This window comes from Pseudomonas alloputida, assembly GCF_021283545.2.
In the GTDB taxonomy this organism is placed as follows: domain Bacteria; phylum Pseudomonadota; class Gammaproteobacteria; order Pseudomonadales; family Pseudomonadaceae; genus Aquipseudomonas; species Aquipseudomonas alloputida.
In genome coordinates this window covers 5,194,183-5,208,517 of the sequence record NZ_CP128540.1, presented here as the reverse complement: position 1 = coordinate 5,208,517, position 14,335 = coordinate 5,194,183, and the positions used below count along the sequence as shown (strand labels likewise).

Annotated in this window: 15 protein-coding genes and 1 pseudogene; 11 read left to right on the top strand and 5 right to left on the bottom strand. The window is 59.9% G+C overall.

Annotated features, from left to right (window positions below):
- The first annotated feature begins 80 nt into the window (after nt 1-80).
- Nucleotides 81-1,094 (top strand): class 1 integron integrase IntI1, encoded by a 1,014-nt coding sequence (intI1, locus tag LU682_RS24210; protein ID WP_000845048.1) that lies wholly within the window; start codon nt 81-83, stop codon nt 1,092-1,094.
- 346 nt (nt 1,095-1,440) lie between these two features.
- On the opposite strand, the gene LU682_RS24205 is transcribed toward intI1 (LU682_RS24210), so the two are convergent.
- Nucleotides 1,441-2,007 (bottom strand): recombinase family protein, encoded by a 567-nt coding sequence (locus LU682_RS24205; protein ID WP_003159185.1) that lies wholly within the window; start codon nt 2,005-2,007, stop codon nt 1,441-1,443.
- A 181-nt stretch (nt 2,008-2,188) separates the two neighbouring features.
- Between LU682_RS24205 and LU682_RS24200 the strand changes: the two genes are divergently transcribed.
- The 6 genes from LU682_RS24200 (at nt 2,189) to istB (ending at nt 6,545) form a co-directional block, all read left to right on the top strand.
- A complete protein-coding gene (locus tag LU682_RS24200) occupies nt 2,189-2,440 on the top strand; it encodes an AbrB/MazE/SpoVT family DNA-binding domain-containing protein (RefSeq protein WP_003108276.1) in 252 nt (83 codons plus the stop codon).
- Entirely contained in the window at nt 2,437-2,832 is a 396-nt protein-coding gene (locus LU682_RS24195; protein WP_003159186.1) for a type II toxin-antitoxin system VapC family toxin, read from the top strand. The genes LU682_RS24200 and LU682_RS24195 overlap by 4 nt, the downstream gene beginning before the upstream one ends.
- Nucleotides 2,833-2,843: 11 nt before the next feature.
- On the top strand, nt 2,844-3,380 hold the full coding sequence (locus LU682_RS24190) for a hypothetical protein (protein ID WP_003159187.1): 537 nt from the start codon (nt 2,844-2,846) through the stop codon (nt 3,378-3,380).
- Between the two features lie 175 nt (nt 3,381-3,555).
- Nucleotides 3,556-4,179, top strand: a complete 624-nt coding sequence (locus LU682_RS24185; RefSeq protein WP_003159176.1) for a recombinase family protein — start codon at nt 3,556-3,558, stop codon at nt 4,177-4,179.
- Between the two features lie 70 nt (nt 4,180-4,249).
- On the top strand, nt 4,250-5,773 hold the full coding sequence (gene istA, locus LU682_RS24180; protein ID WP_003159175.1) for an IS21-like element IS1326 family transposase: 1,524 nt from the start codon (nt 4,250-4,252) through the stop codon (nt 5,771-5,773).
- Nucleotides 5,760-6,545 (top strand): IS21-like element IS1326 family helper ATPase IstB, encoded by a 786-nt coding sequence (istB, locus tag LU682_RS24175; protein WP_000983249.1) that lies wholly within the window; start codon nt 5,760-5,762, stop codon nt 6,543-6,545. Before istA ends, istB begins: the two co-directional genes overlap by 14 nt.
- A 175-nt stretch (nt 6,546-6,720) precedes the next feature.
- Here istB and LU682_RS24170 read toward each other — a convergent pair whose 3' ends face one another.
- The 4 genes from LU682_RS24170 to aadB all read right to left on the bottom strand — a co-directional run bounded on the left by LU682_RS24170 (nt 6,721) and on the right by aadB (nt 9,219).
- Nucleotides 6,721-7,221 carry a GNAT family N-acetyltransferase gene (locus tag LU682_RS24170; RefSeq protein WP_000376623.1) on the bottom strand — a complete coding sequence of 167 codons (501 nt, stop codon included), beginning with the start codon at nt 7,219-7,221 and terminating at the stop codon, nt 6,721-6,723.
- Nucleotides 7,222-7,348: 127 nt separating this feature from the next.
- Nucleotides 7,349-8,188: a sulfonamide-resistant dihydropteroate synthase Sul1 gene (sul1, locus tag LU682_RS24165; protein WP_000259031.1), complete on the bottom strand. Its 840-nt coding sequence runs from the start codon at nt 8,186-8,188 to the stop codon at nt 7,349-7,351.
- Nucleotides 8,182-8,529: a quaternary ammonium compound efflux SMR transporter QacE delta 1 gene (locus LU682_RS24160; RefSeq protein WP_000679427.1), complete on the bottom strand. Its 348-nt coding sequence runs from the start codon at nt 8,527-8,529 to the stop codon at nt 8,182-8,184. The genes sul1 and LU682_RS24160 overlap by 7 nt, the downstream gene beginning before the upstream one ends.
- 156 nt (nt 8,530-8,685) lie before the next feature.
- Nucleotides 8,686-9,219: an aminoglycoside nucleotidyltransferase ANT(2'')-Ia gene (aadB, locus tag LU682_RS24155; protein ID WP_000381802.1), complete on the bottom strand. Its 534-nt coding sequence runs from the start codon at nt 9,217-9,219 to the stop codon at nt 8,686-8,688.
- 145 nt (nt 9,220-9,364) lie between these two features.
- On the opposite strand from aadB, the gene intI1 (LU682_RS24150) reads away from it, so the two are divergent.
- The 4 genes and pseudogenes from intI1 (LU682_RS24150) to LU682_RS24135 form a co-directional block, all read left to right on the top strand.
- Nucleotides 9,365-10,378 carry a class 1 integron integrase IntI1 gene (intI1, locus tag LU682_RS24150; RefSeq protein ID WP_000845048.1) on the top strand — a complete coding sequence of 338 codons (1,014 nt, stop codon included), beginning with the start codon at nt 9,365-9,367 and terminating at the stop codon, nt 10,376-10,378.
- Between the two features lie 226 nt (nt 10,379-10,604).
- Complete coding sequence (locus LU682_RS24145; protein WP_003159549.1) at nt 10,605-10,772, top strand: DUF3330 domain-containing protein; 168 nt, start codon at nt 10,605-10,607, stop codon at nt 10,770-10,772.
- 130 nt (nt 10,773-10,902) lie between these two features.
- Nucleotides 10,903-11,463: a recombinase family protein gene (locus LU682_RS24140; protein ID WP_003124096.1), complete on the top strand. Its 561-nt coding sequence runs from the start codon at nt 10,903-10,905 to the stop codon at nt 11,461-11,463.
- Between the two features lie 2 nt (nt 11,464-11,465).
- A pseudogene (locus LU682_RS24135) lies at nt 11,466-14,198 on the top strand (Tn3 family transposase); the annotation flags it as partial.
- Nucleotides 14,199-14,335: the final 137 nt, after the last annotated feature.

The window sequence follows — 14,335 nt, the reverse complement described above, 5'->3', positions numbered from 1 at the left end:
AACATCGACCCACGGCGTAACGCGCTTGCTGCTTGGATGCCCGAGGCATAGACTGTACAAAAAAACAGTCATAACAAGCCATGAAAACCGCCACTGCGCCGTTACCACCGCTGCGTTCGGTCAAGGTTCTGGACCAGTTGCGTGAGCGCATACGCTACTTGCATTACAGTTTACGAACCGAACAGGCTTATGTCCACTGGGTTCGTGCCTTCATCCGTTTCCACGGTGTGCGTCACCCGGCAACCTTGGGCAGCAGCGAAGTCGAGGCATTTCTGTCCTGGCTGGCGAACGAGCGCAAGGTTTCGGTCTCCACGCATCGTCAGGCATTGGCGGCCTTGCTGTTCTTCTACGGCAAGGTGCTGTGCACGGATCTGCCCTGGCTTCAGGAGATCGGAAGACCTCGGCCGTCGCGGCGCTTGCCGGTGGTGCTGACCCCGGATGAAGTGGTTCGCATCCTCGGTTTTCTGGAAGGCGAGCATCGTTTGTTCGCCCAGCTTCTGTATGGAACGGGCATGCGGATCAGTGAGGGTTTGCAACTGCGGGTCAAGGATCTGGATTTCGATCACGGCACGATCATCGTGCGGGAGGGCAAGGGCTCCAAGGATCGGGCCTTGATGTTACCCGAGAGCTTGGCACCCAGCCTGCGCGAGCAGCTGTCGCGTGCACGGGCATGGTGGCTGAAGGACCAGGCCGAGGGCCGCAGCGGCGTTGCGCTTCCCGACGCCCTTGAGCGGAAGTATCCGCGCGCCGGGCATTCCTGGCCGTGGTTCTGGGTTTTTGCGCAGCACACGCATTCGACCGATCCACGGAGCGGTGTCGTGCGTCGCCATCACATGTATGACCAGACCTTTCAGCGCGCCTTCAAACGTGCCGTAGAACAAGCAGGCATCACGAAGCCCGCCACACCGCACACCCTCCGCCACTCGTTCGCGACGGCCTTGCTCCGCAGCGGTTACGACATTCGAACCGTGCAGGATCTGCTCGGCCATTCCGACGTCTCTACGACGATGATTTACACGCATGTGCTGAAAGTTGGCGGTGCCGGAGTGCGCTCACCGCTTGATGCGCTGCCGCCCCTCACTAGTGAGAGGTAGGGCAGCGCAAGTCAATCCTGGCGGATTCACTACCCCTGCGCGAAGGCCATCGGTGCCGCATCGAACGGCCGGTTGCGGAAAGTCCTCCCTGCGTCCGTTGATGGCCGGCAGCAGCCCGTCGTTGCCTGATGGATCCAACCCCTCCGCTGCTATAGTGCAGTCGGCTTCTGACGTTCAGTGCAGCCGTCTTCTGAAAACGACATTTGAACCGGGAACCTTCCCTTTTTGGCTAGGCGTGAAACAATGGTCATTTTCCCTATACCCAAAATGACCAGGAGGCCCGCATGAAAGTCGCACGCATCTACCTGCGCGTGATGTCATTTTCAGAAGACGACTGCACGGAATATCAGGAGTCGGCTGCACTGGTGGATTGCAGCGCGGTGTACAGGGCCGTCTTGCTCACCTTGAGCCGTGTAGCGGCCTCTCGGACATTAAGCCCGTTGGCGATGTGCTCCCGCGCTCGCTGCAACTTGTCGGCGGTGACAACCGGCTTTCGCCCGCCCTTCCTCCCACGAGCGGCGGCGGCAGTCAACCCGGCCTTGGTGCGCTCGCGGATCAAGTCGCGCTCGAACTGGCCCAGCGCGCCGAACACGTGGAAGATGAGCCGCCCGCCTGGCGTGGTGGTGTCGATGGCTTCCGTCAGAGAACGGAAGCCGACGCCTCGCGCTTCCAGCGCGCCTATCGTTTCGATTAGGTGCGGCATAGAGCGCCCGAGCCGATCCAGCCGCCAGACGGCCAGCACGTCGCCGTCGCGCAGGTAGGCCAGCGCATCAGCCAAGCCGGGGCGGTCGGCCTTGGCCCCGGAAGCCGTGTCCTCGAAAACGCGCTCGCAGCCTGCCTTGCGTAGCGCATCCGTCTGCAAGGCGGTGTCCTGTTCCGCCGTCGATACCCGCGCATAGCCGATCAGTGCCATTTGCCGCCTCTCTTGTCCGTCATTCCGTCCGCCTATCTTAATGTCCGACAACCCGTTGTGCAATAACTTTGCTGGACAGTGTCCGGCATGGCCGACTAATGATCGTTTGACGGACATTGACGGTAAGGCATTTTTGCATTACTATGTGAAGCATCAACCTTGATTGCGAGGGCAAACCACCATGACCACATTGACCGTTACCGCACGGGGACAAGTGACGTTTCGGAAGGACGTACTGCAACACCTCGGCATCAGGCCAGGCGACAAGATCGAGCTGGACTTGTTGCCAGACGGTCGGGGCGTGCTCAAGGCGGCACGGCCCGCAGGGACGATAGCCAGCTTTGTCGGCCTGCTCGCGGGCAAGACGCAGAAGGTTGCCACCATCGAAGAAATCAACGAGGCGGCGGCGCAAGGCTGGGCAGGTAAGCAATGAAGGTCGCAGTCGATACCAACGTCCTTGTGCGTGCGGTTGTGCGTGACGATCCCGCACAAGCGGACGTTGCCGCCGCAGTCTTGACCGACGCCGAGTTGATCGCGGTCGCGCTGCCGTGCCTATGCGAATTTGTTTGGGTGCTGCTGCGTGTCTACGGCTTCCAGCAAGCCGACGCGGCCAGCGCGATCCGGGCACTACTGGCCGCCGCGAATGTGGAAGTGAACCGGCCTGCCGTGGAGGCTGGCTTGCTGGTGCTCGACGCGGGCGGAGACTTTGCCGATGGCGTCATTGCCTACGAAGGCAACTGGCTTGGCGGGGAAACCTTCGTTTCCTTCGATAAGAAGGCGGTGGCACTTCTCACGGCGCAAGGGCAATCAACGCGCCTTTTGTGACGGACATGAGCATGAACGAATTCCGCCGACTGGCCGCGAAGATCGACCAACACATGCAGCAGCTTGCCGCCCAGGGTGTCAGCGAGGCCCATGCCATCATCAATCGCATGATGGGGTACGGGCCTGACCTGCACAGGATTTGGGTCGGCACATCCGATCAGCAGCTCATGGCGCTGTCCCGCGAGTTCCCAGGGTTCTACCGCTACGCCCGCATCATGGAAGAGGCATCCGAAGCCGAGCGCCGCAAGGCTTCGCGGCCCTATGACGGCATGGCCGAGTTCTCCGAACAGCACAAGCAAATGGGCGCGCAACTGCTGACCACGGCGGCCACGCTTGAGCGTGGCTACCAGGCGTTTCGTGCGAGCGGCAGTCTCCAAGACTTCCGGCCTCAGCTCGACGAGCTGGGCCGCCTGCATCGGCAATGGCTGTCCGACCTGGAAGCCTTCAAAGACTCGCTGCGCACGCAGGGCGCAGAACCCAAGGTGCTGGAATACGTGAACGAGGCTTTCGGCCGCCTGGCCGAGCGCATCAAGCAGCTTGCCGGTTGATCGCCGGAATTTTCGGCGGTTCCGGCTTTGTCGCGCCGTGCACAAGAGTTCTGAGCAATTCCGATCTCTCGCGGCGCTTCGTGCATAGAACTTCTGACCGTTCCCGGTCAGAAGTTCTATGCACACACGGCGGCCAGCCCAGTGAACTGGTGCAGTCGCCTTCTGAAAACGACACGTGAGCACGGAGGAACAAGACCTAAGCCGGCAGGATGCCATCGTGGAGAGCACGAAGGCGGCCGGCTTTTACGTCGCCGGCATCTACCGCGAGAAAGCCAGCGGCGCACGCGCCGATCGCGCCGAGCTGCTGCGCCTGATTGCCGACCTGCAACCTGGTGAAGTCGTGGTTGCGGAGAAGATCGACCGAATCAGCCGCTTGCCGCTGGCCGAGGCCGAACGCCTGGTGGCCTCGATCCGGGCCAAGGGCGCCAGGCTAGCCGTGCCTGGTGTGGTGGATTTGACGGAGCTGGCCGCCGAGGCGAAGGGCGTGGCCAAGGTTGTTCTGGAATCCGTCCAGGACATGCTTTTGAAGCTGGCGTTGCAGATCGCACGCGATGACTACGAGGATCGGCGCGAGCGTCAGCGGCAAGGCGTGGAGCTGGCCAAGCAGGCCGGCCGCTACACCGGCCGTAAGGCCGACACACTGGCGCATGATCGGATCATTGCGCTGCGCACTGCTGGGCATAGCATCGCGGAAACGGCGAAACTGGCCAGGTGCAGCGAAAGTCAGGTCAAAAGAGTGTGGGCATTGCACAAAGCCGTGGCTGTTGAGTTGCATCTAAAATTGACCCACTTAGGGTAAAGATTTGCGTCGAAATTTGACCCACGTATGACACTGTTTCCCGTCTGGATATGGCGGGAGAAATCAAGGAGTGATAAACGTGGCGATATTGAGCGCAATTCGACGCTGGCATTTTCGCGATGGTGCGTCGATTCGGGAAATAGCCCGACGAAGCGGCCTGTCCAGGAACACCGTTCGCAAGTATTTGCAAAGCAAGGTGGTTGAACCGCAGTACCCAGCGCGAGACAGCGTTGGCAAGTTAAGTTCTTTTGAGCCCAAGTTAAGGCAGTGGCTCTCCACCGAGCACAAAAAGACAAAGAAGCTGCGCAGAAACCTGCGCAGCATGTACCGGGATTTGGTCGCTTTGGGCTTTACCGGGTCTTATGACCGAGTGTGTGCCTTTGCCCGACAGTGGAAAGATTCCGAACAGTTCAAGGCGCAAACCTCGGGCAAGGGTTGTTTCATCCCCTTGCGCTTTGCTTGTGGCGAAGCCTTCCAATTCGATTGGAGTGAGGACTTTGCCCGCATAGCGGGCAAACAGGTCAAACTTCAGATTGCCCAGTTTAAGTTGGCCCACAGCCGGGCCTTTGTGCTTCGGGCTTACTACCAGCAAAAACATGAAATGCTGTTTGATGCCCACTGGCATGCCTTTCAAATCTTCGGTGGCATTCCCAAGCGCGGCATCTACGACAACATGAAGACCGCTGTGGATTCGGTGGGGCGTGGCAAAGAGCGCAGGGTCAATCAGCGGTTCACTGCCATGGTCAGCCACTACCTGTTAGATGCGCAGTTCTGTAATCCAGCATCGGGTTGGGAGAAAGGCCAGATTGAGAAGAACGTGCAGGATTCCCGCCAACGCCTGTGGCAAGGGGCACCAGACTTTCAAAGCCTTGCTGATTTGAATGTGTGGCTTGAGCATCGCTGCAAAGCGCTGTGGTCTGAGCTGCGCCACCCCGAATTGGACCAAACCGTGCAAGAGGCCTTTGCCGATGAACAAGGCGAGTTGATGGCGCTACCCAATGCCTTTGATGCATTCGTGGAGCAAACCAAGCGAGTCACTTCAACCTGCCTTGTTCACCACGAGGGCAATCGCTACAGCGTTCCTGCCAGTTACGCCAACAGGGCCATCAGCCTTCGGATTTATGCAGACAAGCTGGTGATGGCTGCCGAAGGCCAACACATTGCCGAGCATCCAAGATTGTTTGGCAGTGGCCACGCTCGGCGTGGCCACACACAATACGACTGGCACCATTACTTGTCTGTGCTTCAGAAGAAACCTGGGGCGTTGCGCAATGGTGCGCCATTTGCTGAATTGCCACCCGCGTTCAAGAAGCTTCAATCCATCTTGCTGCAACGCCCCGGCGGTGACCGTGACATGGTGGAAATTCTGGCCCTTGTATTGCACCACGATGAAGGTGCGGTACTCAGTGCTGTGGAATTGGCATTGGAGTGTGGCAAGCCATCGAAGGAGCATGTGCTTAATCTGTTGGGACGTTTGACCGAAGAACCTCCACCCAAACCGATTCCAATTCCCAAGGGGTTAAGGCTGACATTGGAACCACAGGCCAACGTGAACCGCTATGACAGTTTAAGGAGAGCCCATGATGCAGCATGAAGGCCATGTGAGAATCCTCAAATCCTTGAAACTCTTTGGCATGGCACACGCCATTGAGGAGTTGGGCAATCAGAATTCACCAGCATTTAATCAAGCCTTGCCCATGCTGGACAGCTTGATTAAAGCTGAAGTGGCAGAGCGTGAAGTACGTTCGGTGAACTATCAATTGCGGGTGGCCAAGTTCCCCGTGTATCGGGACTTGGTGGGCTTTGACTTCAGTCAAAGCCTGGTTAATGAGGCCACGGTCAAACAATTGCACCGGTGCGACTTCATGGAACAAGCCCAGAACGTGGTGCTGATTGGTGGGCCAGGCACAGGCAAGACTCACCTGGCCACAGCCATTGGTACACAAGCAGTGATGCACTTGAACCGACGGGTGCGTTTCTTCTCCACCGTGGATTTGGTCAATGCACTGGAGCAAGAGAAATCATCTGGGCGTCAGGGACAAATCGCAAACCGTCTGTTGTATGCCGATTTGGTGATTCTGGATGAGCTGGGATATTTGCCTTTTAGCCAAACCGGTGGGGCACTGCTGTTTCACCTGCTCTCAAAGCTGTACGAAAAAACCAGCGTGATACTGACCACCAACTTGAGCTTCTCGGAATGGAGCCGAGTGTTTGGCGATGAAAAGATGACAACAGCGTTGTTGGACCGACTAACCCACCACTGCCACATCCTGGAAACCGGCAATGAAAGTTACCGCTTCAAACACAGTTCAACTCAGAATAAGCAGGAGGAAAAACAGACCCGCAAACTGAAAATCGAGACATAATTCTGACAACAAGGGGTGGGTCAAAATTCAATGCAAATCCCGGGTCAAATTTGGGTGCAAATCAACAGATATCGACAACCTCTCGCGCAACCAAGACATCGCGGTCGGACTGCAAGTGATCTTGAAGCCACGGGCCCGTCCCACCCCGACATGGACCTCGATGCCCGAACGGACGTTAGATTTCGAGTTCTAGGCGTTCTGCGATGAAGGTTGGATCCCAGCCGGGATTGAAAGTGTCGACGTGGGTGAATCCGAGCCGCTCGTATAGGCCACGCAGGTTCGGGTGGCAGTCGAGCCGCAGCTTGGCGCACCCCTGCGTTCGCGCGGCATGGCGGCAAGCCTCGATCAGCGCGGAGCTGACACCCCGGCCCGCATGTGTCCGTCGCACCGCGAGCTTGTGCAGATATGCGGCCTCCCCCTTGAGGGCGTCGGGCCAGAACTCGGGATCCTCGGCCGACAAGGTGCAACAGCCGACGATGCCGTCGCTGCAACTCGCGACTAGGAGCTCGGATCTCAGGACGAAGGTCTCCGCGAATGTCCGGTCGATCCGCGCGACGTCCCAGGCGGGCGTTCCCTTGGCGGACATCCACGCCGCAGCGTCGTGCATCAGCCGCACAACCTCGTCGATATCACCCGAGCAGGCGACCCGAACGTTCGGAGGCTCCTCGCTGTCCATTCGCTCCCCTGGCGCGGTATGAACCGCCGCCTCATAGTGCAGTTTGATCCTGACGAGCCCAGCATGTCTGCGCCCACCTTCGCGGAACCTGACCAGGGTCCGCTAGCGGGCGGCCGGAAGGTGAATGCTAGGCATGATCTAACCCTCGGTCTCTGGCGTCGCGACTGCGAAATTTCGCGAGGGTTTCCGAGAAGGTGATTGCGCTTCGCAGATCTCCAGGCGCGTGGGTGCGGACGTAGTCAGCGCCATTGCCGATCGCGTGAAGTTCCGCCGCAAGGCTCGCTGGACCCAGATCCTTTACAGGAAGGCCAACGGTGGCGCCCAAGAAGGATTTCCGCGACACCGAGACCAATAGCGGAAGCCCCAACGCCGACTTCAGCTTTTGAAGGTTCGACAGCACGTGCAGCGATGTTTCCGGTGCGGGGCTCAAGAAAAATCCCATCCCCGGATCGAGGATGAGCCGGTCGGCAGCGACCCCGCTCCGTCGCAAGGCGGAAACCCGCGCCTCGAAGAACCGCACAATCTCGTCGAGCGCGTCTTCGGGTCGAAGGTGACCGGTGCGGGTGGCGATGCCATCCCGCTGCGCTGAGTGCATAACCACCAGCCTGCAGTCCGCCTCAGCAATATCGGGATAGAGCGCAGGGTCAGGAAATCCTTGGATATCGTTCAGGTAGCCCACGCCGCGCTTGAGCGCATAGCGCTGGGTTTCCGGTTGGAAGCTGTCGATTGAAACACGGTGCATCTGATCGGACAGGGCGTCTAAGAGCGGCGCAATACGTCTGATCTCATCGGCCGGCGATACAGGCCTCGCGTCCGGATGGCTGGCGGCCGGTCCGACATCCACGACGTCTGATCCGACTCGCAGCATTTCGATCGCCGCGGTGACAGCGCCGGCGGGGTCTAGCCGCCGGCTCTCATCGAAGAAGGAGTCCTCGGTGAGATTCAGAATGCCGAACACCGTCACCATGGCGTCGGCCTCCGCAGCGACTTCCACGATGGGGATCGGGCGAGCAAAAAGGCAGCAATTATCAGCCCCATACCTACAAAGCCCCACGCATCAAGCTTTTGCCCATGAAGCAACCAGGCAATGGCTGTAATTATGACGACGCCGAGTCCCGACCAGACTGCATAAGCAACACCGACAGGGATGGATTTCAGAACCAGAGAAAGAAAATAAAATGCGATGCCATAACCGATTATGACAACGGCGGAAGGGGCAAGCTTAGTAAAGCCCTCGCTAGATTTTAATGCGGATGTTGCGATTACTTCGCCAACTATTGCGATAACAAGAAAAAGCCAGCCTTTCATGATATATCTCCCAATTTGTGTAGGGCTTATTATGCACGCTTAAAAATAATAAAAGCAGACTTGACCTGATAGTTTGGCTGTGAGCAATTATGTGCTTAGTGCATCTAACACCTGAGTTAAGCCGCGCCGCGAAGCGGCGTCGGCTTGGACGAATTGTTAGGCCGCATATCGCGACCTGAAAGCGGCACGCAAGACCTCAACCTTTTCCGCCCCGAGTGAGGTGCATGCGAGCCTGTAGGACTCTATGTGCTTTGTAGGCCAGTCCACTGGTGGTACTTCATCGGCATAGTAAAAGTAATCCCAGATGATCGCCTCCCAGCTGTTACAACGGACTGGCCGCCCGGCGATGACGCCCTCAGCCGCCTCTGGGCACGAGCCCTGCGGAGCCTCCGCGATTTCATACGCTTCGTCTGCCCACCAAGCAGGTTCGCAGTCAAGTAACTCATCCCCGATCTCCGCTAAGAATCCATAGTCCAACTCCTCCATGACGCGCCCGCCGAGCATTTCAACTATTGCCTCGAGCTCGCCGCGCCTCTCGCCGGGAAACGTCAGATCAATATCATCGTGCTTGCGTGTTACACGCCCTAGCCGTGCATCGATCGCCCAGCCCCCACCGATCCAGAGCGGCAGATTTCGCTCATCTGCCGCAGCTAGAATTTTGTGTATCAATGTGACCTGCGTTGTGTCCATGCGGCCTAACTTTGTTTTAGGGCGACTGCCCTGCTGCGTAACATCGTTGCTGCTCCATAACATCAAACATCGACCCACGGCGTAACGCGCTTGCTGCTTGGATGCCCGAGGCATAGACTGTACAAAAAAACAGTCATAACAAGCCATGAAAACCGCCACTGCGCCGTTACCACCGCTGCGTTCGGTCAAGGTTCTGGACCAGTTGCGTGAGCGCATACGCTACTTGCATTACAGTTTACGAACCGAACAGGCTTATGTCCACTGGGTTCGTGCCTTCATCCGTTTCCACGGTGTGCGTCACCCGGCAACCTTGGGCAGCAGCGAAGTCGAGGCATTTCTGTCCTGGCTGGCGAACGAGCGCAAGGTTTCGGTCTCCACGCATCGTCAGGCATTGGCGGCCTTGCTGTTCTTCTACGGCAAGGTGCTGTGCACGGATCTGCCCTGGCTTCAGGAGATCGGAAGACCTCGGCCGTCGCGGCGCTTGCCGGTGGTGCTGACCCCGGATGAAGTGGTTCGCATCCTCGGTTTTCTGGAAGGCGAGCATCGTTTGTTCGCCCAGCTTCTGTATGGAACGGGCATGCGGATCAGTGAGGGTTTGCAACTGCGGGTCAAGGATCTGGATTTCGATCACGGCACGATCATCGTGCGGGAGGGCAAGGGCTCCAAGGATCGGGCCTTGATGTTACCCGAGAGCTTGGCACCCAGCCTGCGCGAGCAGCTGTCGCGTGCACGGGCATGGTGGCTGAAGGACCAGGCCGAGGGCCGCAGCGGCGTTGCGCTTCCCGACGCCCTTGAGCGGAAGTATCCGCGCGCCGGGCATTCCTGGCCGTGGTTCTGGGTTTTTGCGCAGCACACGCATTCGACCGATCCACGGAGCGGTGTCGTGCGTCGCCATCACATGTATGACCAGACCTTTCAGCGCGCCTTCAAACGTGCCGTAGAACAAGCAGGCATCACGAAGCCCGCCACACCGCACACCCTCCGCCACTCGTTCGCGACGGCCTTGCTCCGCAGCGGTTACGACATTCGAACCGTGCAGGATCTGCTCGGCCATTCCGACGTCTCTACGACGATGATTTACACGCATGTGCTGAAAGTTGGCGGTGCCGGAGTGCGCTCACCGCTTGATGCGCTGCCGCCCCTCACTAGTGAGAGGTAGGGCAGCGCAAGTCAATCCTGGCGGATTCACTACCCCTGCGCGAAGGCCATCGGTGCCGCATCGAACGGCCGGTTGCGGAAAGTCCTCCCTGCGTCCGCTGATGGCCGGCAGCAGCCCGTCGTTGCCTGATGGATCCAACCCCTCCGCTGCTATAGTGCAGTCGGCTTCTGACGTTCAGTGCAGCCGTCTTCTGAAAACGACAGACTCGACCACCACCAGTTGCTGCGTGTGCTGCAAGGAAATCCCGCTCGATGCCGCCTTCACCCCGGAAGGCGCGGAATACGTCGAGCACTTCTGCGGGTTGGAGTGTTATCAACGCTTCGAAGCGCGTGCCAAGACAGGGAACGAAACCGATGCCGATCCGAACGCCTGCGACTCGCTACCGTCAGATTGAGGCATACCCTAACTTGGCGTCAGACCATCCGGCGCTAAATCGTCAGAATAGAGTTGCCTTCCGAATTGATTGACATGCGCCGTCAAGGGTCATAGATTTCTTCCTGACACATTTCCCTCAGGAGGATACCTTGCACGGTCAGCGCATCGGTTACGTCCGCGTCAGCAGCTTCGACCAGAACCCAGAACGGCAGCTCGAACAGATCCAGGTGGATAAAGTGTTCACCGACAAGGCGTCGGGCAAGGACACACGGCGGCCCGAACTGGAACGGCTGCTCGCCTTCGTGCGCGAAGGCGACACGGTCGTGGTGCACAGCATGGATCGTCTGGCGCGCAACCTCGACGACCTGCGCCGCCTGGTGCAGGGCCTCACCCAGCGCGGCGTACGCATCGAGTTCCTTAAGGAGCATTTGACCTTCACCGGCGAGGACTCGCCGATGGCGAACCTGATGCTGTCGGTAATGGGCGCGTTCGCCGAGTTCGAACGCGCCTTGATCCGCGAGCGGCAGCGCGAGGGCATCGCGCTCGCCAAGCAGCGCGGGGCCTACCGTGGCAGGAAGAAATCCCTGTCGTCTGAGCGTATTGCCGAACTGCGCCAACGTGTCGAGGCTGGCGAGCAAAAGACCAAGCTGGCTCGTGAATTCGGAATCAGTCGCGAAACCCTGTATCAATACTTGAGAACGGATCAGTAAATATGCCACGTCGTTCAATCCTGTCCGCCGCCGAGCGCGAAAGCCTGCTGGCGTTGCCGGACACCAAGGATGAGTTGATCCGTCACTACACGTTCAGCGAAACCGACCTCTCCATCATCCGGCAGCGGCGCGGCCCGGCCAACCGGCTGGGCTTCGCCGTGCAGCTCTGTTACCTGCGCTTTCCTGGTGTCATCCTGGGCGTCGATGAGCCGCCGTTTCCGCCCTTGTTGAAACTGGTCGCCGACCAGCTCAAGGTCAGCGTCGAAAGCTGGGACGAATACGGGCAGCGGGAGCAGACCCGGCGCGAGCACCTGGTCGAACTGCAAACGGTGTTCGGCTTCCAGCCCTTTACCATGGGCCACTACCGGCAGGCCGTCCAGTTGCTGACCGAGATGGCCTTGCAGACCGACAAGGGCATCGTGCTGGCCAGCACCTTGATCGAGCACCTGCGGCAGCAGTCGGTCATTCTGCCTGCCCTCAACGCCGTCGAGCGGGCGAGCGCCGAAGCAATCACCCGCGCCAACCGGCGCATCTACGATGCCTTGGCCGAACCGCTGTCGGACGCGCATCGCCGCCGCCTCGACGATCTGCTCAAGCGTCGGGACAACGGCAAAACGACCTGGCTGGCCTGGCTGCGCCAATCGCCCGTCAAACCGAATTCGCGGCACATGCTGGAACACATCGAACGCCTCAAAGCGTGGCAGGCGCTCGACCTGCCTTCTGGCATCGAGCGGTCGGTGCACCAGAACCGCCTGCTCAAGATCGCCCGTGAGGGTGGCCAGATGACGCCCGCCGACCTGGCCAAGTTCGAGGCGCAGCGACGCTATGCCACCCTGGTGGCGCTTGCCATCGAGGGCATGGCCACCGTCACCGACGAAATCATCGACCTGCACGACCGCATCCTGGGCAAGCTGTTCAACGCCGCCAAGAACAAGCATCAGCAGCAATTCCAGGCGTCCGGCAAGGCGATCAACGCCAAGGTGCGGTTGTTCGGCCGCATCGGCCAGGCGCTGATCGAGGCCAAGCAGGCGGGCCGCGATCCGTTCGCCGCCATCGAGGCCGTCATGTCCTGGGATGCCTTCGCCGAGAGCGTCACCGAAGCGCAGAAGCTTGCGCAGCCCGAGGACTTCGATTTCCTGCACCGCATCGGCGAAAGCTACGCCACGCTGCGCCGCTACGCGCCGGAATTCCTTGCCGTGCTCAAGCTGCGGGCCGCTCCCGCCGCGAAGGACGTGCTCGACGCCATCGAGGTGCTGCGCGGCATGAACAGCGACAACGCCCGCAAGGTGCCCGCCGACGCGCCGACCGAGTTCATCAAGCCGCGCTGGCAGAAGCTGGTCATGACCGACACCGGCATCGACCGGCGCTACTACGAACTGTGCGCGCTGTCGGAGATGAAGAACGCGTTGCGTTCCGGCGACATCTGGGTGCAGGGGTCGCGCCAGTTCAAGGACTTCGAGGACTACCTGGTGCCGCCCGCGAAATTCGCCAGCCTCAAGCAGGCCAGCGAATTGCCGCTGGCCGTGGCCACCGACTGCAACCGGTACCTGAACGACCGGCTGACGCTGCTGGAAACACAGCTTGCCACCGTCAACCGTATGGCGACGGCCAACGAGCTGCCGGACGCCATCATCACCGAGTCAGGCTTGAAGATCACGCCGCTCGACGCGGCGGTACCCGACACCGCCCAAGCGCTGATCGACCAGACGGCAATGATCCTGCCGCACGTCAAGATCACCGAACTGCTGCTGGAGGTGGACGAATGGACGGGCTTCACTCGGCATTTCGCGCATCTGAAATCGGGCGACCCGGCCAAAGACAAGAACCTGTTGCTGACCACGATCCTCGCCGACGCGATCAACCTGGGCCTGACCAAGATGGCGGAGTCTTGCCCCGGCACGACCTACGCCAAGCTGGCTTGGCTGCAAGCCTGGCACATCCGCGACGAAACCTACGGGGCGGCGCTGGCCGATCTGGTCAACGCACAGTTCCGCCATCCCTTCGCCGAGCACTGGGGCGACGGCACCACCTCATCGTCGGACGGCCAGAACTTCCGCACCGGCAGCAAGGCCGAGAGCACCGGCCACATCAACCCGAAATACGGGAGCAGCCCAGGGCGGACGTTCTACACCCACATTTCTGACCAGTACGCGCCATTTCACACCAAGGTCGTGAACGTCGGCGTGCGCGATTCGACCTACGTGCTCGACGGCCTGCTGTACCACGAGTCCGACTTGCGGATCGAGGAGCATTACACCGACACGGCGGGCTTCACCGATCACGTCTTCGCCCTGATGCACCTCCTGGGCTTCCGCTTCGCGCCGCGCATCCGCGACCTGGGCGACACCAAGCTCTACATCCCGAAGGGCGACGCCGCCTATGACGCGCTGAAACCCATGATCGGCGGCACGCTCAACATCAAGCACGTCCGCGCCCATTGGGACGAAATCCTGCGGCTGGCCACCTCGATCAAGCAGGGCACGGTGACGGCCTCCCTGATGCTCCGAAAGCTCGGCAGCTACCCACGCCAGAACGGCCTGGCCGTGGCGCTCCGCGAGCTGGGCCGCATCGAGCGCACGCTGTTCATCCTGGACTGGCTGCAAAGCGTGGAACTGCGCCGCCGCGTGCATGCCGGCCTGAACAAGGGCGAGGCGCGCAATGCGCTGGCCAGGGCAGTGTTTTTCAACCGCCTGGGTGAAATCCGCGACCGCAGTTTCGAGCAGCAGCGCTACCGGGGGGTCTCCTCGTTTTCAGTGCAATAAGTGACGGTACGCAAAGCTAGCACTGGCGCGGGGGTGGTCTGGGTAGACCGTTGATTTCATTGACTTTCCTGTTCGCTTTGTAAACGGGTATGGTGGCCTCCCACTTTTGA